The organism is Mycolicibacter kumamotonensis (assembly GCF_002086285.1).
GTDB classification, from domain to species: domain Bacteria; phylum Actinomycetota; class Actinomycetes; order Mycobacteriales; family Mycobacteriaceae; genus Mycobacterium; species Mycobacterium kumamotonense.
Genome location: NZ_MVHU01000037.1, coordinates 23,658 through 43,576 on the forward strand (window position 1 = coordinate 23,658; position 19,919 = coordinate 43,576).

At 69.2% G+C, this 19,919-nt stretch carries 14 protein-coding genes and 1 pseudogene; 7 read left to right on the top strand and 8 right to left on the bottom strand.

Annotated features, from left to right (window positions below; genetic code table 11):
- Nucleotides 1-56: 56 nt before the first annotated feature.
- The 3 genes from BST28_RS19320 to BST28_RS19330 form a co-directional block, all read right to left on the bottom strand.
- On the bottom strand, nucleotides 57-1,877 hold the full coding sequence (locus tag BST28_RS19320; RefSeq protein WP_083082428.1) for a phosphoenolpyruvate carboxykinase (GTP): 1,821 nt from the start codon (nucleotides 1,875-1,877) through the stop codon (nucleotides 57-59).
- A gap of 137 nt (nucleotides 1,878-2,014) precedes the next feature.
- On the bottom strand, nucleotides 2,015-3,556 hold the full coding sequence (locus tag BST28_RS19325; RefSeq protein WP_234808334.1) for a coiled-coil domain-containing protein: 1,542 nt from the start codon (nucleotides 3,554-3,556) through the stop codon (nucleotides 2,015-2,017).
- Nucleotides 3,553-4,521, bottom strand: coding sequence for a hypothetical protein (locus tag BST28_RS19330; RefSeq protein ID WP_420093448.1), 969 nt, complete (start codon nucleotides 4,519-4,521; stop codon nucleotides 3,553-3,555). Before BST28_RS19330 ends, BST28_RS19325 begins: the two co-directional genes overlap by 4 nt.
- A gap of 171 nt (nucleotides 4,522-4,692) precedes the next feature.
- Between BST28_RS19330 and trmB the strand changes: the two genes are divergently transcribed.
- From trmB to mmpL3, 3 genes are all read left to right on the top strand, one after another.
- Entirely contained in the window at nucleotides 4,693-5,457 is a 765-nt protein-coding gene (trmB, locus tag BST28_RS19335) for a tRNA (guanosine(46)-N7)-methyltransferase TrmB (protein WP_083082435.1), read from the top strand.
- A gap of 32 nt (nucleotides 5,458-5,489) precedes the next feature.
- Entirely contained in the window at nucleotides 5,490-6,149 is a 660-nt protein-coding gene (locus tag BST28_RS19340) for an NYN domain-containing protein (RefSeq protein WP_043337930.1), read from the top strand.
- An 80-nt stretch (nucleotides 6,150-6,229) separates the two neighbouring features.
- Nucleotides 6,230-9,142: a trehalose monomycolate exporter MmpL3 gene (mmpL3, locus tag BST28_RS19345; RefSeq protein WP_083082430.1), complete on the top strand. Its 2,913-nt coding sequence runs from the start codon at nucleotides 6,230-6,232 to the stop codon at nucleotides 9,140-9,142.
- Here the strand turns inward: mmpL3 and BST28_RS19350 are convergent.
- Complete coding sequence (locus tag BST28_RS19350) at nucleotides 9,102-10,250, bottom strand: AI-2E family transporter (RefSeq protein WP_043337165.1); 1,149 nt, start codon at nucleotides 10,248-10,250, stop codon at nucleotides 9,102-9,104. The genes mmpL3 and BST28_RS19350 overlap by 41 nt on opposite strands.
- Nucleotides 10,251-10,328: 78 nt before the next feature.
- Here BST28_RS19350 and BST28_RS19355 point away from each other — a divergent pair, with 78 nt between their 5' ends.
- Nucleotides 10,329-11,540 (top strand): lysylphosphatidylglycerol synthase transmembrane domain-containing protein, encoded by a 1,212-nt coding sequence (locus BST28_RS19355; protein WP_065289144.1) that lies wholly within the window; start codon nucleotides 10,329-10,331, stop codon nucleotides 11,538-11,540.
- Nucleotides 11,541-11,559: 19 nt separating this feature from the next.
- On the opposite strand, the pseudogene BST28_RS19360 reads toward BST28_RS19355, so the two are convergent.
- A pseudogene (locus tag BST28_RS19360) lies at nucleotides 11,560-12,042 on the bottom strand (hemophore-related protein); the annotation flags it as partial.
- 177 nt (nucleotides 12,043-12,219) lie between these two features.
- On the opposite strand from BST28_RS19360, the gene BST28_RS19365 reads away from it, so the two are divergent.
- Complete coding sequence (locus BST28_RS19365) at nucleotides 12,220-15,207, top strand: MMPL family transporter (protein ID WP_065289145.1); 2,988 nt, start codon at nucleotides 12,220-12,222, stop codon at nucleotides 15,205-15,207.
- On the top strand, nucleotides 15,204-15,719 hold the full coding sequence (locus BST28_RS19370) for a helix-turn-helix domain-containing protein (RefSeq protein ID WP_019738946.1): 516 nt from the start codon (nucleotides 15,204-15,206) through the stop codon (nucleotides 15,717-15,719). The genes BST28_RS19365 and BST28_RS19370 overlap by 4 nt, the downstream gene beginning before the upstream one ends.
- 9 nt (nucleotides 15,720-15,728) lie before the next feature.
- Here the strand turns inward: BST28_RS19370 and BST28_RS19375 are convergent, their stop codons facing one another.
- Both BST28_RS19375 and BST28_RS19380 read right to left on the bottom strand, forming a co-directional pair.
- Nucleotides 15,729-16,442, bottom strand: a complete 714-nt coding sequence (locus BST28_RS19375) for a hypothetical protein (RefSeq protein ID WP_065289146.1) — start codon at nucleotides 16,440-16,442, stop codon at nucleotides 15,729-15,731.
- On the bottom strand, nucleotides 16,439-17,125 hold the full coding sequence (locus BST28_RS19380; protein WP_065289147.1) for a hypothetical protein: 687 nt from the start codon (nucleotides 17,123-17,125) through the stop codon (nucleotides 16,439-16,441). Before BST28_RS19380 ends, BST28_RS19375 begins: the two co-directional genes overlap by 4 nt.
- A gap of 53 nt (nucleotides 17,126-17,178) precedes the next feature.
- Here BST28_RS19380 and BST28_RS19385 point away from each other — a divergent pair, with 53 nt between their 5' ends.
- On the top strand, nucleotides 17,179-19,164 hold the full coding sequence (locus BST28_RS19385) for a M13 family metallopeptidase (protein WP_065289148.1): 1,986 nt from the start codon (nucleotides 17,179-17,181) through the stop codon (nucleotides 19,162-19,164).
- A gap of 26 nt (nucleotides 19,165-19,190) precedes the next feature.
- Here BST28_RS19385 and BST28_RS19390 read toward each other — a convergent pair.
- Nucleotides 19,191-19,919 (bottom strand): L,D-transpeptidase (locus BST28_RS19390; protein ID WP_234808335.1); only part of this gene is annotated, 729 nt, incomplete at its 5' end.

A 19,919-nucleotide genomic window follows, 5' to 3' on the forward strand; every position in this document is an offset into this window, starting at 1 on the left:
CCGGTGTGTTGTGTGCAAACACGCACGCTCGCCGGTGGTGGTGGTGGTGGGAAAGGCTAGCCCAGACGCTGCTTGAGGGCGTCGAACTCGTCGCGCAGGCCGGTGGGCAGCTGGTCGCCGATGAACTCGAACCACTCCTCGATCAGCGGCAACTCGGCACGCCACTCGTCGGCGTCGACGGCCAGCGCCTGCTCCACATCGGCGGGGTCGACGTCCAGCCCGGCCAGCTCCAGATCCGAGGCGTGCGGCACGGTGCCGATCGGCGTGGACTCACCGAAGCCCTTGCCCTCGACCCGGTCGATGATCCACTTGAGCACCCGGCTGTTCTCGCCGAAGCCCGGCCACAGGAAGCGGCCGTCCTCACCGCGGCGGAACCAGTTGACGAAGAACACCTTCGGCAGCTTGGACTCGTCGGAGTTCTTGCCGATGTCGATCCAGTGCTGCATGTAGTGGCCGGCGCTGTAGCCGATGAACGGCAGCATCGCCATCGGGTCCCGACGGACCTTGCCCACTGTGCCCTCGGCGGCGGCGGTCTGCTCGGAACCCATTGTGGCGCCGATGAACACACCGTGCTGCCAGTCGCGGGCCTCGCTCACCAGCGGAACGGTGGTCTTGCGACGCGCACCGAACAGGATCGCCGAGATCGGCACACCGGCCGGGTCGTCCCACTCGGGGGCCAGGATCGGGCACTGCGACATCGGGGTGCAGTACCGCGAGTTCGGGTGCGCGGCAGGGGTACCCGACTCCGGCGTCCAGTCGTTGCCCTTCCAGTCGGTGAGGTGCTCCGGGGTCTCGCCGTCGATGCCCTCCCACCAGATGTCGTTGTCGTCGGTGCGGGCGACGTTGGTGTAGATGGTGTTGCCGGCCTCGACGGTCTTCATCGCGTTCGGATTGGAGCTGGAGGAGGTGCCCGGCGCCACCCCGAAGAAGCCGGCCTCCGGGTTGACCGCGTAGAGCCGGCCGTCCTTGCCGAACCGCATCCAGGCGATGTCGTCGCCGAGCGTCTCCGCGCGCCAGCCCGGGATCGTCGGCTGGATCATCGCCAGGTTGGTCTTGCCGCAGGCCGACGGGAAGGCGGCCGCGATGTAGTAGGCCTTGTTCTCCGGCGAGATCAACTTGAGGATCAGCATGTGCTCGGCCAGCCAGCCCTCGTCGTGGGCCATCGCCGAGGCGATCCGCAGCGCGTAGCACTTCTTGCCCAGCAGCGCGTTGCCGCCGTAGCCGGAGCCGTAGCTCCAGATCTCCCGGGTCTCCGGGAAGTGGGTGATGTACTTCTCCTCATTGCACGGCCACGGCACGTCCTGCTGGCCCGCGGCCAGCGGTGCGCCCACCGAGTGCAGGCCCTTGACGAAGGCGCCCTCGGTGCCGAGCTTCTCCAGCGCCGCGGTGCCCATCCGGGTCATGATCTTCATCGAGGCCACCACGTAGGCCGAGTCGGTGATCTCCACGCCGAGCTTCGGGTCCTCAGCACCCAGCGGTCCCATGCAGAACGGCACCACATACATCGTGCGACCACGCATGCAACCCCGGTACAGCTCGGTCATGGTGGCCCGCATCTCGTCGGGGTCCATCCAGTTGTTGGTGGGGCCGGCGCCCTCTTTGGTGCGGGTGCAGATGAAGGTCCTGGACTCGACCCGGGCCACATCGGCGGGGTCGGAGAGCGCCAGGTAGGAGTTGGGCTTCTTCGCGTCGTCGAGTTTGACCGCGGTTCCGGCCTCCACCAGTTCGGCCATCAGCCGGTCCCACTCGGCGTCGGTGCCTTCGGACCACTCCACGCGGTCCGGCTGGGTGAGCTCGGCGACCTCTTGAACCCAGGCCAGCAACCCGCGGTGTTTAGTCGGTGCGGTGTCCAGACCGGGGATGGTCGCTGAGGTCATTGAACTCTCCTGTTGTAACCCGTGTCACTTTGTGGCGTTGCCGCTGATGTGCGACGCAGTCCACCTCTTATACCTTCATTAGATAAGAGATTACCGCGGGTAGCAGCGCGCAGCGAAGCGGGCGTAGAACCGGCTAGTCAGCGGCCGTCTGAGCGGTCTGCGTCGAGCCTCGCTGAACCGCCCGGGTCATCCGGCGCGCCCAGTTCGGACCGCACCGCCGCCAGCGCCCGCTGCAGCGTCGGCAACTGCCGGTCCCGCACCGCCGCGGCCCGGGCGCTCGCGGCGGCGTGCTCGCGCAGTTCCCGGTCGAGCGCGGCGATCCGGTCCGCGGCCCGCGTCGCCTCGGTTTCGTTGCGCTCGGCGAGTTCGGCGGTCAGTGCCGACTCGGCGGCCACCACCCGCAGGGCCACCATCTCCTGCAGCGCCGAACGCAACCCGGCGGTGGCCTCTCCCACCCAGCGGTCGAGCACCGCCCGGTCGCGCAACAGCCCGCGGATGCGGACCACCCACACCGTGACGGCCACCCCGACGACGACGCACAGCGCCGCACCGGCCGCGGTCAGGCCCGGGGCCAGGTGGGCGAACACCCGACTCAGCGTCAACGCCACCCCAAGGCCGAACCCGACGCCGAGCAGCGTCATCAGCTGGGTCTCCAGCCGCCGGGAGGTCAACACCGGAGCCGCGGATTCGACCTGCGGGGCCGGTGGGGTCGTCGCCGCCACATCCCCGGACAGACCCAGCTCCTGGGCCACGTCGGCCAGGTGCTCGGAGACGCCCTCGTCGACCTCCGCCACCACCTCTTCCAGCCGACTCCGCACGTAGGCCTCGAACTCGGGCAACCTACGCCGGGTCATGCCCGTGGCGTCCTCGGCGAGTTCGCCGCGCACCGAGGAGCAGCGCTTGCGGGTGAAGTGGGAAAGCTGCACCCTGGCCTGCGCGATGCGGCTGCGCAACGCGATCACCCGCTCTGATTTCGACATCCGCCGCTGCCGCACCACCTCGTCGCGTTGCTCCTGCAGCAGCGCCACCCGGGCGCGCCGCCCCTCCGCGCGGGCGTCGCGGTCGATCCGGTCGGCGTCGGTGCGCAGCTGAAACTCCCAGGACCGCAGCCTGTTTCGCCTTGCTACGTCAGCATCGCCGAGCTGTTTGGTCAGTTCGGCGACCAGGTCGTCCACCCGCGGGTCGCCCCACTCGGGTGCCGCGGCCGTCCCCACCCACGCCACGTCGCGGTAGCGCGGCGCGTAGTCGGCGAGGGTCTCGCGGGCGGCTTGCTGCATCTCCCGCCACTGGCGGTGCACGTCGATCTTGGACACCACGCCGATCACCACATCGGTGTGGGCGGCCGCGGCATCGAGCAGCACGCAGTCCGAGTCGGTCAGCGCCGCAGCCGCCGACACCACGAACACCACCGCCGAGGGCACCTCGCCCGGCGTCAGGTCGGTGGCTTCCACCACGCGCCACTGCGGCAGCCGGTCGGCCAGTGCCGACGCCACCGCGCTGACCCCGGCCAGCCAGGGGCCGGTCACCATGATGGCGTCGCAGCGCCGCACCGCAGGCGGGCGCACCCCGGGAGCGATCTCGGCCACCAGCGCGTCCACCGCGGTGGTCGGATCGGGGTCGGTGATCTCGTCGGTGCCGCGGGCGCCGCGGGTCTCTTCGGTGCCGTCCGGGGCGGTCATGAGCGGCTCCGCGTCGCCGCCCACGCCCGCAACGATCCGCGGGTGATGTCGCCGGCGCAGGCACGCTCGGCGATGCCCACCGGTCCACGGCGGTAGGTCTGCCACCGGCACGCGCGCCGCAGCACCGGTTCGCCCGGCGGCCGTAGCTCACCGACCGCGGCCTCCGCCGCGGCCATTCGGGCCGCCACCGTCGCCTCGCAGGTCAAGAACTCATCGACGCGGCCCGCGAAATCCCGGCCGACCGCCAGCGCCTCCAACCGGGCCACCGCCTCCGAGATCCGCCGGTGACGCACCCCCGCGCCCAGCCCGGCCAGGCGCGCGACGAGGCCGTCGACGCCGCTGAGCCGGCGCAGCGTCGTCCGGGCCTGCGTCACGGTGCCGCCCCGCCGCGCCAGCTCGAGCAGCCGCTCGATCCCGGACAGGTCGACGGTGTCGCACAGCCGCCGGCGCACCGACCGCGGCACACCGTGCGGGCACTCGGCGAACCGTTCGGCGCAGCTGACGTCGGCGGGCCGCGCAGCGACTCCGCGCAGCGCCGCCCACAACCCCCCGTCGAGCCGACCCAGTGCCGCCAGCGCGAACAGCGCCGACATCGATTCGGCCGGCGCCCCGGTGGCGGCCGCGACGGCGGTGACGCCGCAGTGCCCGGCCAGATCCGCCTTGTTCAGCACCACCAGCACCGGCCGGGGTCGTGCCGCCCGCACCGCGGCGGTGTCCTCCGGCTTGACCGCTTCGGCGACCACGTACACCACGGCGTCGGCCGGTGCGCCGGGCCGATCGGCGACGCACACCCCGGCGGCGGCCAGCGCTGCCGCAACGGTGCGCCGGCCCACTCCGCGCCGGCCGTGTACCGCAACCTGCAGCGGCGCACCGACGTCCGCGGCGATCGACGACAGCCCCGGGTCGGAGATCTCGCCGGCCAGCCGGGTCAGCTCGTCGGCGAAGAGCTGGTGCCCCTGTATCACGACCATGCCTCCCGCATCGCCCAATCGGCCCGCACCTTCGAGGCCATGGTGTCAGCTGCGCTCTCGGGATGCGAGTCACCACTGCGCTTCGACACCGAGGTAGGCAACTGTTGGGTATCAATGTGGACCGCGCCGTGGGTACTCAGCAGTCCATGGGCCACCATGGACTGCATGCATGCGCAGCGCGACGTCGAGACGCGATCAGACGTCGCCGGTATCGAAGCGCCGGTTCCACGGCGCGCCCGAAACTCCCATGTCCGCTATCGGCACTCCGCGCTCTCGGCCGGCCAGCGCCGGACCTGGGAGCGGCTCTGGCCGCAGCTCGGCGCCGACGTGGTGGTGCCGGAGGGGCCCGAGGCCCCCGAGCCGCTGGACCCGGGCCGCTGGTTCGGCCGCGCCGCCCCGGTGGTGCTGGAGATCGGTTGCGGAGCCGGTACCTCGACGGTGGCGATGGCCCGCGCCGAGCCGGATCTGGACGTCATCGCCGTCGAGGTCTACGAGCGCGGGCTGGCGCAGCTGCTCTGCGCGATCGAACGCGAACAGCTGAGCAACATCCGGCTGTTGCGCGGCGACGGCCTCGACGTGCTGACCTACCTGATCGCGCCGCAGTCGCTGACCGGAGTCCGGGTGTTCTTCCCTGACCCGTGGCCCAAGGCCCGCCACCACAAGCGGCGGCTGCTGCAGCCGTCCACCATGGCCCTGATCGCGGATCGGCTGCGGCCCGGCGGGGTGTTGCACGCGGCGACCGACCACGCCGGATACGCCGAACAGATCGCCGAGTCCGGCGACGGCGAGCCCGCCCTGCGCCGGGTGACGGACCCTGCCACCGGCGCTGGATTACCCATCTCGGTCGACCGGCCCACCACCAAGTACGAAGCCAAGGGCCGCAACGCGGGCAGTGCGATCTCCGAGCTGATCTGGGAGAAACCGCTGTGAGCGACACCGTGGCCGAGGTCCCCGGCCCGTCGATGGGCGTCGTCGACGATGCGCTCGTGCAGGGGCCCCCGGTCCGCCGGGTGCTGCTGGTGTGGGATGCCCCGAATCTGGACATGGGCCTGGGTGCCATCCTGGGGCGGCGTCCGACCGGGGTGGAGCGGCCCCGGTTCGACGCCCTCGGCCGCTGGCTGCTGAACCGCACCGCCGAGATCTCGGCGAGCCACCCGCAGTGGCCGGTCGAACCCGAGGCCACGGTATTCACCAATATCGCGCCGGGCAGCGCAGACGTCGTCCGGCCGTGGGTGGAAGCGTTGCGTAACGTGGGTTTCGCGGTCTTTGCCAAACCGAAGATCGACGAGGACAGTGATGTCGACTCCGACATGCTGGAACACATCGCGTTGCGGAAGGAGCAGGGACTCGCTGCGCTGGCGGTGGCTTCCGCCGACGGCCAGGCGTTCCGAGAACCACTGGAAGAGCTCGCCGGGCTCGGCATCGCCGTCTCAGTGCTCGGATTTCGCGAACATGCCAGCTGGGCGCTAGCCTCGGATACCTTGGAGTTTGTCGACCTGGAAGACATTCCTGGTGTGTTCCGGGAGCGGCTGCCGCGGATCAGCCTGGATTCGCTGCCGGAGCAAGGGGCGTGGTTGCAGCCGTTCCGGCCGCTGAGCTCACTGCTGGCCTCGCGCGAGTGACAACTGGAGAACCTGACAAGGGGCGCGCGGGTCGAATGATGTCTCAACAGACTTTGGTGATTTTAGTGAGGAGCGTATAGGTGTTCGCCTGGTGGGGTCGAACTGTATACCGCTACCGGTTCATCGTAATCGGCGTGATGGTGGCGCTCTGCTTGGGCGGTGGGGTCTACGGCATGAGCCTGGGCGACCACGTCACCCAGAGCGGTTTCTACGACGACGGCAGCCAGTCGGTGCAGGCGTCGGTCCTCGGCGACGAGGTCTACGGCCGGGACCGCACCAGCCATGTGGTGGCGGTCTTCACCGCCCCCAAGGGCGAGACCGTCGATGACAAGCGGTGGTTCGACGGAATCAAAGAGGGTCTGAACAAGGTCAAAGCGGACCACCCCGACGAGATCCTGAGCTGGGTCGGCTACTTCACCAATCCCGAAGCGCTGGCCAACATGGCCGACCCGGACAAGAAGCATGCGTTCGCCTCGATCCAGCTCAAGGGCGACGACGACGACACCATTCTCAAGAACTACCAGGCCGCCGAACCGGATCTGCAGAAACTCGACGGCGGCAAGGTCGAACTGGGCGGCCTACAACCGATCGCCAACGCGCTGACCGGCACCATCGCCAGCGACCAGCAGCGGATGGAGGTACTGGCGCTGCCGCTGGTGGCGATCGTGCTGTTCTTCGTGTTCGGCGGGGTGATCGCCGCCAGTCTGCCGGTCATCGTCGGTGGTCTGAGCATCGCCGGGGCGACGGGGATCCTGCAGCTCACCACCCACTTCGGACCGGTGCATTTCTTCGCCCAACCGGTGGTCTCGCTGATCGGCCTCGGTATCGCGATCGACTACGGGCTGTTCGTGGTGAGCCGGTTCCGGGAGGAGATCGCCGAGGGCTACGACACCGAGGCGGCGGTCCGGCGTTCGGTGATGACGGCCGGACGCACGGTGGTGTTCTCGGCGGTACTGATCATCGTCTCGTGCGCCAGTCTGCTGGCCCTGCCCCAGGGTTTCGTGCACTCGCTGACCTACGCGTTCTTCGCCTCGGTGGGTCTGGCCGCGCTGCTGTCCATCACCCTGCTGCCGGCCATTCTCGGCGTGCTGGGCAACAACGTGGACGCGCTCGGGGTGCGCACCCTGTACCGCATCCCGTTCCTGCGGGACTGGGAGTTGTCCAACCGGGTCATCGGCTGGTTCGCCGAGAAGACGCAGAAGACCAAGACCCGCGAAGAGGTCGAGGCCGGCTTCTGGGGCAAGCTGGTCAACTTCGTGATGAAGCGGCCGCTGGCGTTCGCGATCCCGATCGTGATCGCGATGATCCTGTTGATCATCCCGCTGGGGAAGCTGTCATTCGGCGGGATGAGCGAGAAGTATCTGCCGCCGGACAACACCGCCCGGGTGGCCCAGGAGCACTTCGACCAGATCTTCCCCGGCTTCCGTACCGAGAAGCTGACGCTGGTGATCAAGAGCACCGCCGACAAGCCGGTCACCGATCAGCAGGTCGCCGACATTCGCAACCGGGCGATGTCGGTCAGCGGGTTCGTAGTCCCCGACGACGATCCGGCCGAGATGTGGAAGGAGCGTCCCTACCTGCCTGGGGCGTCCAAGGATCCCTCGGTGCGAGTGATCGAGAACGGCCTGATCGAACGCAACGACGCCGCGCAGAAAATCAAGGCGCTGCGCTCCATCAGCACGCCCAAAGGCTTGGACGTGTTGGTCGGCGGCACCCCGGCGCTCGAGCAGGACAGCATCCACGCGATGGTCGACAAGGGTCCACTGATGCTGGTGATTCTGCTGACCACCACCACCTTGCTGATGTTCTTGGCGTTCGGGTCACTGGTGCTGCCGTTGAAGGCGGCGGTGATGAGCGCACTGACCATCGGCTCGACGATGGGCATCTTGACCTGGATGTTCGTCGACGGGCACGGCGCCGGGCTGTTGAACTTCACGCCCACCCCGCTGATGGTGGTGGTGATCGCGCTGGTGGTCGCCGTGGGCTGGGGTCTGGCCACCGACTACGAGGTGTTCCTGGTCTCCCGGATGGTGGAGGCACGCGAATCCGGGATGTCGACCACCGAGGCGATCCGGATCGGCACGGCCACCACCGGCCGGCTTATCACCGCGGCCGCCTTGATCCTGGCGGTGGTCGCGGCATCGTTCGTGTTCTCCGACCTGGTGATGATGAAGTACCTGGCGTTCGGCCTGATGGCTGCCCTGCTGCTGGATGCCACCGTGGTCCGGATGTTCCTGGTGCCGTCGGTGATGAAACTGCTCGGCGACGACTGCTGGTGGGCTCCGCGCTGGATGAAGCGATTGCAGAACCGGATCGGGCTGGGCGAGATCCGGCTGCCCGACGAACGGCGGAAGGTGACCCGCCGCTTCGCGGCCGCGACGGCCACGCCGGCACCGGTCGGCGCCGCCGCCCCGCGCCCCGCGCTCGACCCCACGCACCCCGCCCCGGGCGGATCCGTCCAGGCCCGCCCGCGGCCGGTCGAACAGTTGCCGACCCGTCCGGTGACCGGCAACCCGTCGGGCGCCCGGACCAACCGGATCAACACCGGGCCCGACGAGCCGCCCACCACCCGGTTCTCGGCGGCCGAGGCGGTGACCGAGCGGGTGGAGGCACCCGGCAACGAGGCGGCCGTCCCGGAACGCGAGATCGAGTCCTGGCTCGGCGAACTGCGCAGTGGGCGTGACGCATCGTCGTCGCGCCCGCGGGGCTGGCGCGACGCCCCGGACGCCCCCGCGTCACCGCCGGCCGACGAGCGGACGCGATCGCTGCCCAAGCCCGCGACAAACGCCGAGGGCGTCGAGAACGCCCCCACCACGGCCATCCCGGTTCCGGGTTCCCAAGGAAACGCCACCGACCCGGACAACCCGCCGACCGAGAAGCTCACCGCTCCCGGCGACGACAAAGGCGGCAAGATCGACGACAACCCCCAGCGCCGCGGCGCCACCGGCGGAGTCAGCGCGGCGGAGTTGCTGCGTCGGGAGGGCCGGTACTGACCTCGTCGACCTTGTCAGGTTCGGCTTCAATCAGGCCGGAGTCCGACAAGCCGGGATCGGCCGAATCGACCAGGACCCGCACCGCCCGGTCGATGAAGGCGATCGTCGGGACCGCCAGCAGCGCGCCCACGATTCCCGCCAGGATTCCTCCGGTGGAGATGCCCAGCACCACCGCCAGTGGGTGGATCGACACCGCGCGACCCATCACCAAGGGCTGCAGCACATGGGCTTCGAGTTGGTTGACCGCGACGATCAAACCCAGGGTCACCAGCGCATAGATCCAGCCCTTGGCGATCAGCGCGACCAGCACCGCCAACAACCCGGTGAGCACCGCACCGACCAGGGGGACGAAGGCTCCCAGAAACACCAGGGAGGCCAGCGGCAGCGCCAGCGGCACCTCCATGATCGCCAGCCCGACACCGATTCCGACGGCGTCGACCAGCGCCACCAGGAACGTGGCCCGGATGTAGCCGATCAGCGACTCGAACCCCGCGATCCCGGCTGCGTGCACCCGCTGGCGCACCTCGCTCGGGAAGAACTTGACGACGAACTGCCAGATGCCGCGTCCGCCGTACAGGAAGAAGATCAGCGTGAACAGTACGACGAAGGCGCCGGTGAAGATCTTGGTGATGGTTTCGGCCGTCGACAGCGCTCCGCTGGTCAGCTTGGCCTGATTGTTGCGCAACCCGTTGATCACGGTGTCGCCGGCGCTGTCGATCTGCTCGGCGCTCAGGTGCAGGGGCCCTTCGGTCAGCCACCGCTGGGTCGAGTTGACCACTTGGGTGACCTGCTCGACCAGCCCGGGCACCCCGTCGATGAACTGGTCGACCACGAAGCTCAGCAACCCGGCGAGCGCCGCCAGCCCGCCCAGCAGCAGCAGGAACACCGCCAGGCCGCGCGGCACACCACGCCCGTCGAGCCAATCCACACCGGGCAGCAGCAACGCCGACATCATCATCGCCAGCGCCACCGGTACGACGATCACCTCGAGCCGCCGGGCGATCAGCAGCACCACCAGCACCGCGGCGAACAACACCAGTAGGCGCCAGGCCCACGCCGCGGCTTTGCGCACCGTCGGATGTACGGATTCGTCTGCGCTGGCTGACATTCCGGTAGCGTAACGATGCCGCAGCGGGAACACATCGGGTAGCCGAATATCGATGCCACGCCGCTAACCTCTAGTTTCGTGTCCCACGACGTAATCGGTGTCCCGGCCCGGGCCCCGCAACGTCTCGCCGGCGCCCGCAGATGGGTGCGCCCGGTGATCCTGGGTGTCCTCGCGGTGGTGCTGACCGTCGAGGTCGTCCTGGTGTGGGATCAGCTCGCCACCGCCTGGCGCAGCCTGTGGCGCGCCGATGGTCGCTGGCTGTTCGGCGCGGTCCTGGCGGCCGCGGCGTCCATGCACAGCTTCGCGCAGATCCAGCGCACCCTGCTGCGCTCGGCCGGGGTGACCGTCACCCAGTGGCGATCCGAGGCCGCCTTCTACGCCGCCAACTCGCTGAGCACCACGCTGCCCGGCGGCCCGGTGCTCTCGACGACCTTCCTGTACCGGCAGCAACGGCGTTGGGGCGCTTCGCCGGTGGTGGCGTCGTGGCAGCTGGTGATGTCGGGGGTGCTGCAGGCGGCCGGGCTGGCGCTGTTGGGGCTCGGCGGGGCTTTGCTGCTCGGGGCGCGCGACAATCCCTTCTCCCTGCTGTTCAGCCTCGGCGGCCTCATCGCGCTGCTGCTGTTGGGCCAGGCGGTCGCGGCACGGCCGGAGTTGATCGACGGTATCGGCCGGCGGGTGCTGTGCCGGGTCAACTCGGTGCGCGACAGGCCGGCCGAGACCGGCCTGGCGACCTGGCACCGGCTGCTGGAGCAACTGGAATCGGTCAGCCTGAGCCGTCGAGCGGCGTCGACGGCATTGGGCTGGTCGGTGTTCAACTGGGTCGCCGACGTCGCCTGCCTGGCCTGCGCGGCCTATGCCGCCGGCGGACGGGCGTCGGTGGCCGGGCTGACGGTGGCCTACGCCGCGGCCCGTGTCGCGGGGACGATTCCGCTGATGCCGGGCGGACTGCTGGTCGTGGAGGCGGTGCTGGTGCCAGGCCTGGTGTCGAGCGGGATGACCCTGCCGGACGCCATCTCCGCGGTCCTGGTCTACCGGATGATCAGCTGGCTGCTCGTCAGCGCCGTCGGGTGGGTGGTGTTCTTCTTCGTCTTCCGCACCGATGACGCGGCCGACGGTGACGCCGTCGCCGCTAGCGGACCGCTACCGGCTGGGTCACGGCGCCGGCCGGCGGTCCACTCACCGGCAGGCCACCGCCGGGCAGGCCCCCCGGCAGGCCGCCGGGCACACCACCCGGCAGACCGCCCTGGGCCTGTGCGGCCTGCAGCAGCCCGAGCAGCTGCGGCAGGTTGACCGCCAGCTTGCACTGGTCGCTCACCTCTTTCACCGGCGCGGTGATCTTGGCCAGGTCATCCCCGACCTTGGGGTTGGCGTCGAAGTAGCCCTTGAGGTTCGCCAGGGTCTGCGGGCCGGGTTGCTGCTGCAGCGCCCCGGTCAGCACCTGGTTGGTATCGGGGTGCGAGTCGAGGTAGTCGCCGGCCGAGGTGACGGCCTTGCCCACCGTCCGGGCGATCTCGCTGGCCACGCAGGGGTCTTTGGACGCGGTCGCCGACGGCGTGGACGGGACCGCCAGCAAGGTGGCGGTCAGCGCGCCACCCAGTGCGGTGGCGGCGATGACACCCGACAGGCTGCGCCGCACGGCGGCACGGGTGATGTTCACGAATTCTCCTAACAACTGGCGAGATCCGGCCGGTCCCGCCACGTTGCGGAGGAGCTCGGGTGTTTCGGTAGGGAGGGGCATACTCCCGGCAGCACCGGCACGTTCCGAGAGGTCCGTGCGCCATCCTGTCAGCATCCCTCCGACGTCGCCACCCGGGCACACGTCGGCCTGATCACAGTGCGGTTCCCGGACGGCATCAGACCAGCTCAGAGGCGAGGAGAAACGGCCAGCGCAACAGTTCGCTGCGGTAGGCTCACAGCACGCCACGCACCAGTGCGGGCGAGAGCGGGGAGAACCGAAATCCAGCAGTTCATGATGCGCTTCAGCAGCAACCTGCGCAGATTCCGCTGGGTGGTCTTCACAGGTTGGCTACTGGCTGTCATCCCCGCGCTCTACCTGGCCGCCACCCAGTCCGGTCATCTCACCGGCGGGGGCTTCGAGGTCGAGGGATCACAGTCGCTGCACGTGCAGTATCAACTCGAGGACCACTTCCCCGACCAAGGCGCATCCCCGCTGGCACTGGTGGCCGCCCCGCGCGCCGACGCCACCTTCCAGGACATGCAGCACGCCGTGACGTTGCTGAAGCACGTCGCCGGGGAGACGGCGAGCGTGACGGTGATCCCCGACCACACCCAGCCGCCGCCGCGTCCCGACCGGCCCTATGTGGTGTCGCTGCGGGTGGACTTCAACAACACCGGCGCGGTCGACGTCGCCAAGAAGCTGCGGGCCAAGCTGGGGGTCGACGGCGAGCTGCCCGGCCGGATCGAGAACGGTTCGGTGAACCTGTATGTGATCGGGCAGGGTGCGCTGGGAGCGGCGGCATCGGCGAAGACCAAGCAGGACATCGCGGCGGCCGAGCAGTGGAACATGCCGATCGTGCTGATCGTGTTGCTGGCGGTGTTCGGCTCCCTGGCCGCCGCCGCCATCCCGCTGGCACTCGGTATCGGCACGGTGATCGTCACCATGGGGCTGGTCTACCTGCTGTCGATGTTCACCGCCATGTCGGTGTTCGTCACCTCGACGGTGTCGATGTTCGGGATCGCGCTGGCGATCGACTACTCGCTGTTCATCTTGATGCGCTACCGCGAAGAACTGCGGGCCGGCCGCCAACCGCAGGAGGCCGTCGACGCGGCGATGGCGACGTCCGGGCTGGCGGTGGTGCTGTCCGGCCTGACCGTGGTGGCCTCCTTGACCGGCATCTATCTGATCAACACCCCGGTGCTGGTGTCCATGGCCACCGGGGCGATCCTGGCGGTCTCGGTCGCGGTGCTGGCGGCGGTCAGCCTCACCCCGGTGGTGCTGGCGGTGTTCGGCCGCCCGGTCGCCAAACGTTCGGCGCTGCTGCACTGGGCCCGCAGCCCGCAGACCGCGCAGTCACGGTTCTGGACCCGCTGGACGGCGTCGGTGATGCGCCGCCCGTGGGTGTCGGCGCTGCTGGCCGCGGGGTTCCTGCTGACGCTTGCGGCGCCGGCACTCTCGCTGGAGCAGGGCAACAGCATGCTGCATCAGTTCGACTCATCCCATGAGATCCGGGGCGGGGTGGCCGCGGCGGCACAAGCGCTCGGTCCCGGTGCGCTGGGGCCGATCCGGGTGCTGGTCACCATCCCCGGCGCCCACGCCTCGGCACCCGAACACGCCCAGGCGTTCGCGGCGGTCCGGCAGGCGATGACCGAGGCGCCCAACATCGCCTCGGTATCCCCGCCGGTCTTCGGCAACGACGACAGCAGCGGCCTGCTGTCGGCGGTGTTGTCGGTCGATCCTGAGGACATGGCCGCGCGCGAGACGATCGACTGGATGCGCGAACACCTGCCCGCGGCGGCCGGTTCACCGTCGGTGCGCGTCGACGTCGGCGGGCCGACGGCGTTGATCAAGGACTTCGACGACCGGGTCGCGGCGGCCGAGCCGCTGGTGCTGGTGTTCGTGGCGCTGATCGCGTTCTTGATGCTGTTGATCTCGATCCAGTCGGTGTTCCTGGCGTTCAAGGGCGTCGTGATGACGGTGCTGTCGGTAGCGGCCGCCTACGGAAGCCTGGTCGTGGTGTTCCAGTGGGGGTGGCTCGAGCGACTCGGGTTCGCGGCCACCGGTTCCATCGACAGCTTCATTCCCCCGATCGTGCTGGCGATGACGTTCGGCCTGTCGATGGACTACGAGATCTTCTTGCTGACCCGGATCCGGGAACGTTTTCTGCAGTCCGGCAACACCCATGACGCGGTCGCGCACGGCGTCAGCACCAGTGCGCGCACCATCACCAGCGCCGCGCTGATCATGATCGCGGTGTTCATCGGGTTCGCGTTCGCCGGCATGCCGCTGGTCGCCGAACTCGGGGTGGCCTGCGCGGTGGCGATCGCGGTGGATGCCACGGTGGTGCGCTTGGTGCTGGTGCCGGCGCTGATGGCGATGTTCCACGAGTGGAACTGGTGGCTGCCGCGTTGGCTGGCCCGGATACTGCCCTCGGTGGACTTCGAGAAGCCGCTTCCTACGGTGGATTTGGGCGATGTCGTGGTGATCCCCGACGACATCTCCGAGCTGATCACCCCCAGCGCCGACCTCCGGGTGGTGGTGAAGTCGGCGGCCCGGCTCAAGAACCTGGTTCCGGACGCCGTGTGCGTCGGCGACCCGCTGGCGTTGCGCGGCTGCGGCCACGCCGAGATGGCCACCAGCAAGATCGAAGCGGTGCCGGTGGGCGTGGCGGCGGTGTCCGGCGGCGGCAACGTGATGGGCCACGCGCTGGCGCGGCTGGCCGGCGGATGGCAGTCCCGTGCCGGCACCGGCCGGGCGATGCCCAAGGCGGTGCGGCCGGTGCACCCGGTCACGGTGTGGCGGCATCGGCTCGCGATTGCGCTCGACGCGCTGGAAACCGAGGCGTGGGTGGCGAACGAGATCGGGCTCGAGGGTCCGACATTGACGCGGCGTCGCCCGATGGAGACCGCTGCCGTCCAACTGCCCACCGGCGACCGGCTGCAGATTCCCACCTGCGCCGAGACACTGCGGCTCAAGGGCTACCTGCTGATGTCGCGCAACAGCCGACGGGACTACACCGAGCTCGCCGAACTCGCCGAGGTACTCGACCCGGAAACCGTTGCTGAGGCACTCGGCGGGATCGATAGGTACTACTCTGGTCAACCAGCCGAACGACAATGGATGGCCACGCAGCTGGTCTGTCGGCTCGCCGACCCGGAACCCGCCGAACGCGCGGACGACGGCTCCGGTGACGGTGCGCCCCGACCCGGCACGGACTGGGAACAGGTCCGGGGACGCTGCCTGGCAGTTGCGGTGGCGATGTTGGAGGAGGCGAGGTGACGTTGGCCGCGGACCGACGCCGTGGGTCGCTGCCGCCCCGCTCCGGTGCACGATCCGATTCCGGGTCCGGCGCGACCGACCGGCCGGTGGAGTTCTGGCCGACTTCCGCCATCCGCTCAGCGCTGCAGACCGGCGACATCGCCACCTGGCAGCTGATCGTGGTGGCGCTCAAGCGCGATCCGTACGGGCGCACCGCCCGCCAGGTCGAGGAGGTGCTGGAGGGCACCGAACCCTACGGCATCTCCAAGGCGCTGTCGGAGGTGCTGACCCGCGCTCGTGCCCACCTGGAGGCCAACGAACGCGCCGAGGTGGCCCGCCACGTGCGGGTGTTGATCGAGCGGTCCGGCCTGAGCCGGCAGGAGTTCTGCTCGCGGGTGGGGGTGCCCGCCGGCACCCTGAATGAGTACCTCGAGGGCAAGGTCAGTCCGCCGGCCTCGCTGATGATCCGGATGCGCCGACTCTCCGACCGGTTCGTCAAGATGCACACCCGAGGTACGCCCGACGTCATCTGACGCCGCGGGTCAGCGCGCGTGGATCGGTGACATCTCCAGCACCATCCACTGGCCGCCGCGCTTGGTCAGTGTCACCCGTACCGGCACTACCGCCTGCTTCACCTGCTGGTTCGCCACCGACTGGACACTGCGCAGCACGACCGCGACCCGCGCCGCGGACGGACCGAGCGCCTCGACGCCGGCGCTGAGTGTCTGCGCGTCCACGGCGATGTTGCGGTTGGCCATCTCGGTGGCCGTCCGCCCGATGCTCTCCTTGAACGCGTTGACCCGGTCCGGGACCATGAAGGTCGCGGCCTTCTCGATCGACGCTTCCGGGTTGGCCGGCGACACCGTCGCCGCGGCCTCGGCCATGGCGACGGCGGTCTTGACGACCTCACCGGAGTCGGCCTCCAGTTCCTGGTCGGGCTCCGTCCAGCGCAGGTATCCCAGCACCGCCGCGGCGGCCAGCGCCGCGGCCGCCAGGCTGACCACGCCCAGTCGCAGGCCCGGCCGGTCGTCGTCGGTGCCGACCGTGACGGCGTCGCGGCGCAGCAGCAGGAAGTTCACCACCATGCCCTCGACGATGAGCAGAATCAGCACCGAACAGACCGACACCCACCACAGCTGCCAGTCCAGCATCAGACCGACCAGCAGCAGACCGCCGATCGCCGCTAGCGGCGCGACGATATCGAAAGCCAGTACCCGCCACAGCGTCCGCGACGTCAGGTTTCCCAGCTTGCTCATCGGATCGACCTCAATCGGGAAATCATCAAATGGCCGTCGACGTCCGTGACGTCGAGGTGCAGCGCCCAGTGCACGGTCTGCGGGCGACCGCCGACGTTCTCGGCGATCGAGGTGGCGATCACCATCACCGGGTCGGTGCGGCCGGGGCTCGGCGCCTGTTCGGTGGTGGCGGCCGGGTCGTCGAGGTTGTGGCGCTCCGTCTCGATGGCGACCGCCTCGATGCGACCGCTGCTGCGTGACTGGATCTTCTGCACCACGTCCCGGTAGGGCGTTAAGGCGGCGTCGAATTCGGTGTTGAGTTCGCCGACGGTCTTGTCGCGCAGCCGCGCCATCCCCTTTTCGACGTTCTCGGCGTTCAAGTTGATCAGCACGCTGGTCCAGCTTGCCGCGGTCTGCAGGACGTGGCTGCGGTAGGCGCGCTCGGCGACGTCGTCGCGGTGCGTCTTCCAGGTGATCAAACTGAACACCAGCGCGGCGACCGCGACCAGCCCGAGGAACGCCGATACCACTCCATAGCCGGAGAAGATCCCGCCCTTGGACGACTTGGCCGCCGGCTTGTCGGGGGCCTTCTTTTTGACCGCAGGTTTCTGGTCGTCCTGCCGCTCTTCGACGGTGGCCTCGCCGGGATCGGCGACCCCGTCATCCGCTTCGGTGGAGATGTCTGGCTGCTCCTCGTCAGGCATGGCGGTGACGCTACAGGACGGCTGTACCGTTCGCCGTGAAAGGATGGGCACCGATGACCTCACCAGCGACGCGTTCCGGCCTCGACCTCAGCTATCTCGACAGGGCCATCCGCCCGCAGGACGACTTGTTCGGTCATGTCAACGGCCGCTGGCTCGATGACTACGAGATGCCGCCGGACCGCGCCACCGACGGGGCGTTCCGCGCCCTGTTCGACCGGGCCGAGATCCAGGTCCGCGAACTGCTCACCGAAGCCGCCGAATCGGGCGCACCGGCCGGGACCGATGAACGCCGGATCGGTGACCTGTACGCCAGCTTCCTCGACGAGCAGACCGTGCAGGCCCGCGGCGTGGCGCCGCTGCTGGCGGAGCTGGCCGCGATCGAGCACGCCGGTGACCGCGACGCCCTGGCGCGGGTGCTGGGTGCGTGCCAGCGCACCGGGGTCGGCGGCGGCGTCGGCCTGTATGTGGACACCGACTCGAAAGACTCCACCCGTTACCTGCTGCACCTGACCCAGTCGGGTCTCGGGCTGCCGGACGAGTCCTACTACCGCGACGAGCAGCACGCCGAGATCCTGGCCGCCTACCCCGACCACATCGCCAGGATGTTCGCCCTCGTCTATGGCGGGGACCCCAGCGGGTACGCCGCGGTCGCGGCCCGCATCGTCGCGCTGGAGACCGCGCTGGCAGGTGCGCACTGGGACGTGGTGAAGCGCCGCGACGCCGAGCTGAGCTACAACCTGCGCACCTTCGCCGGCCTTGGGGAGGAGGCGCCCGGCTTCGACTGGCCGGGCTGGGTCGGCGCCCTCGGTGTCCCCGCCGACGTCGCCACCGAACTGGTTGTGCGCCAACCCGACTACCTGACGGCGTTCGCTGCGTTGTGGGAATCCGCGGAGCTCTCCGATTGGCAGGACTGGGCGCGGTGGCGGCTCATTCACGGCCGCGCCGGGATCCTGACCGATGCGCTGGTCGCCGAGGACTTCGAGTTCTACGGGCGCCGGCTGTCGGGCACCGAGGAGATCCGGGACCGGTGGAAGCGCGGCGTCTCCCTGGTGGAGTCGATGATGGGCGATGCCGTCGGAAGGCTGTACGTCGCACGGCATTTCCCGCCGGACGCCAAGGCTCGCATCGACGCGTTGGTGAAGAACCTGCGGGAGGCCTACCGGGTGAGCATCACCGGCCTGGACTGGATGACCCCGGAGACCCGGCAGCGGGCGCTGGCCAAGCTGGACAAGTTCACCGCCAAGGTCGGCTACCCGGCTACCTGGCGTGACTACTCGGCGCTGGTCACCGACCGGACCGACCTGTACGGCAACTTCTTGCGGGGCTACGCGGTCAACTACGACCGGGAACTGGCCAAGCTGGGCCAGGAGGTGGACCGCGACGAATGGTTCATGACGCCGCAGACCGTCAACGCCTACTACAACCCGGGAATGAACGAGATCGTCTTCCCTGCCGCGATCCTGCAACCGCCGTTCTTCGACCCCGACGCCGACGACGCCGCCAACTACGGCGGGATCGGTGCGGTGATCGGCCATGAGATCGGCCACGGCTTCGACGACCAGGGCGCCAAGTACGACGGCGACGGCAACCTGATCGACTGGTGGACCGACGCCGACCGCCGCGAATTCGGTACCCGTACCGCCGCGTTGATCGCTCAGTACGAGGCCTACGTGCCCCGCGCGCTGGACGCCGGCCGGCACATCAACGGGGCGTTCACCGTCGGGGAGAACATCGGTGACCTCGGCGGGCTGTCGATCGCCCTGCTCGCCTACCAGTTGTCGCTGGACGGCGCCGAGGCGCCGGTGATCGACGGCCTGACCGGCGTGCAGCGCGTCTTCTACGGCTGGGCGCAGGTATGGCGCACCAAATCCCGTGACGCCGAGGCGATCCGGCGCCTGGCGGTGGATCCGCATTCGCCGCCGGAGTTCCGCTGCAACGGCGTGATCCGCAACATCGACGCGTTCTACGAGGCGTTCGGTGTCACTCCGGACGACGCGCTATACCTGGAGCCCGCGCAGCGGGTCCGCATCTGGAACTAGGCGGCGCGAGCGTCAGGCGCGGCCCGCTACATCTGCCAGTCTTGGGCGCCGTCGTTCTTGGTGTAGCTGCCGACGGAGTTCTTCACTACGACCGGGTCGCCGCTGCCGAAGTTCTCGTAGAACCACTTGGCGTTGGCCGGGCTCAGGTTGATGCAGCCGTGGCTGACGTTGCGCTTGCCCTGGTCATTGACCGACCAGGGGGCGCTGTGCACGAAACCGCCGCTGTTGTCGATGCGGACCGCGTCCTGCACGGTCACCTTGTAGCCGTAGGTGGAGTTGATCGGGACCCCGTAGGTGGAGGAGTCCATCACCACCGTGGGGAACTTCTCCAGCACGTAATAGGTGCCATTGGGGGTCTCGTGCCCCCCGGTCGACATGCCCATCGACATCGGGAAGACCTTCTCCACCTTGCCATCACGGGTGATCGTCATCTGGTGCGTCTTGTCGTCGGCGGTGGCCACCAGGGAGTCGCCGGTGCGGAAGCTCGACTTGGTGCCGGCCGCGTCGATGGTGACGGTGGTGTGGGCCGGCCAGAAGTTGAACGGACGCCACCGCAGCTGGCTCGGGGTCATCCAGTAGAACTTGCCGGGCACCGGCGGGTTCGACGAGATGTGCACCGCCTGCTCGGCCATCGCCTTGTCGGCGATCGGCCGCTGGAAGTTGATGATGATCGGCTTGGCGACGCCGTCGAACATCGATGCCACCGCGTGGGGATCTTTGTCCAGGCTCGCGCGGCTCACGGTGTCGAGGCTACC

What these genes read in the sequence shown, in the direction of transcription:
- BST28_RS19375 (WP_065289146.1), bottom strand. Translation starts at nt 16,442, where the DNA reads ATGAGCAAGCTGGGAAACCTGACGTCGCGGACGCTGTGGCGGGTACTG.
- BST28_RS19320 (WP_083082428.1), bottom strand. Translation starts at nt 1,877, where the DNA reads ATGACCTCAGCGACCATCCCCGGTCTGGACACCGCACCGACTAAACAC.
- BST28_RS19350 (WP_043337165.1), bottom strand. Translation starts at nt 10,250, where the DNA reads ATGTCAGCCAGCGCAGACGAATCCGTACATCCGACGGTGCGCAAAGCC.
- BST28_RS19365 (WP_065289145.1), top strand. Translation starts at nt 12,220, where the DNA reads ATGATGCGCTTCAGCAGCAACCTGCGCAGATTCCGCTGGGTGGTCTTC.
- trmB (WP_083082435.1), top strand. Translation starts at nt 4,693, where the DNA reads ATGCATGCGCAGCGCGACGTCGAGACGCGATCAGACGTCGCCGGTATC.
- BST28_RS19385 (WP_065289148.1), top strand. Translation starts at nt 17,179, where the DNA reads ATGACCTCACCAGCGACGCGTTCCGGCCTCGACCTCAGCTATCTCGAC.
- BST28_RS19340 (WP_043337930.1), top strand. Translation starts at nt 5,490, where the DNA reads ATGGGCGTCGTCGACGATGCGCTCGTGCAGGGGCCCCCGGTCCGCCGG.
- BST28_RS19325 (WP_234808334.1), bottom strand. Translation starts at nt 3,556, where the DNA reads ATGACCGCCCCGGACGGCACCGAAGAGACCCGCGGCGCCCGCGGCACC.
- BST28_RS19380 (WP_065289147.1), bottom strand. Translation starts at nt 17,125, where the DNA reads ATGCCTGACGAGGAGCAGCCAGACATCTCCACCGAAGCGGATGACGGG.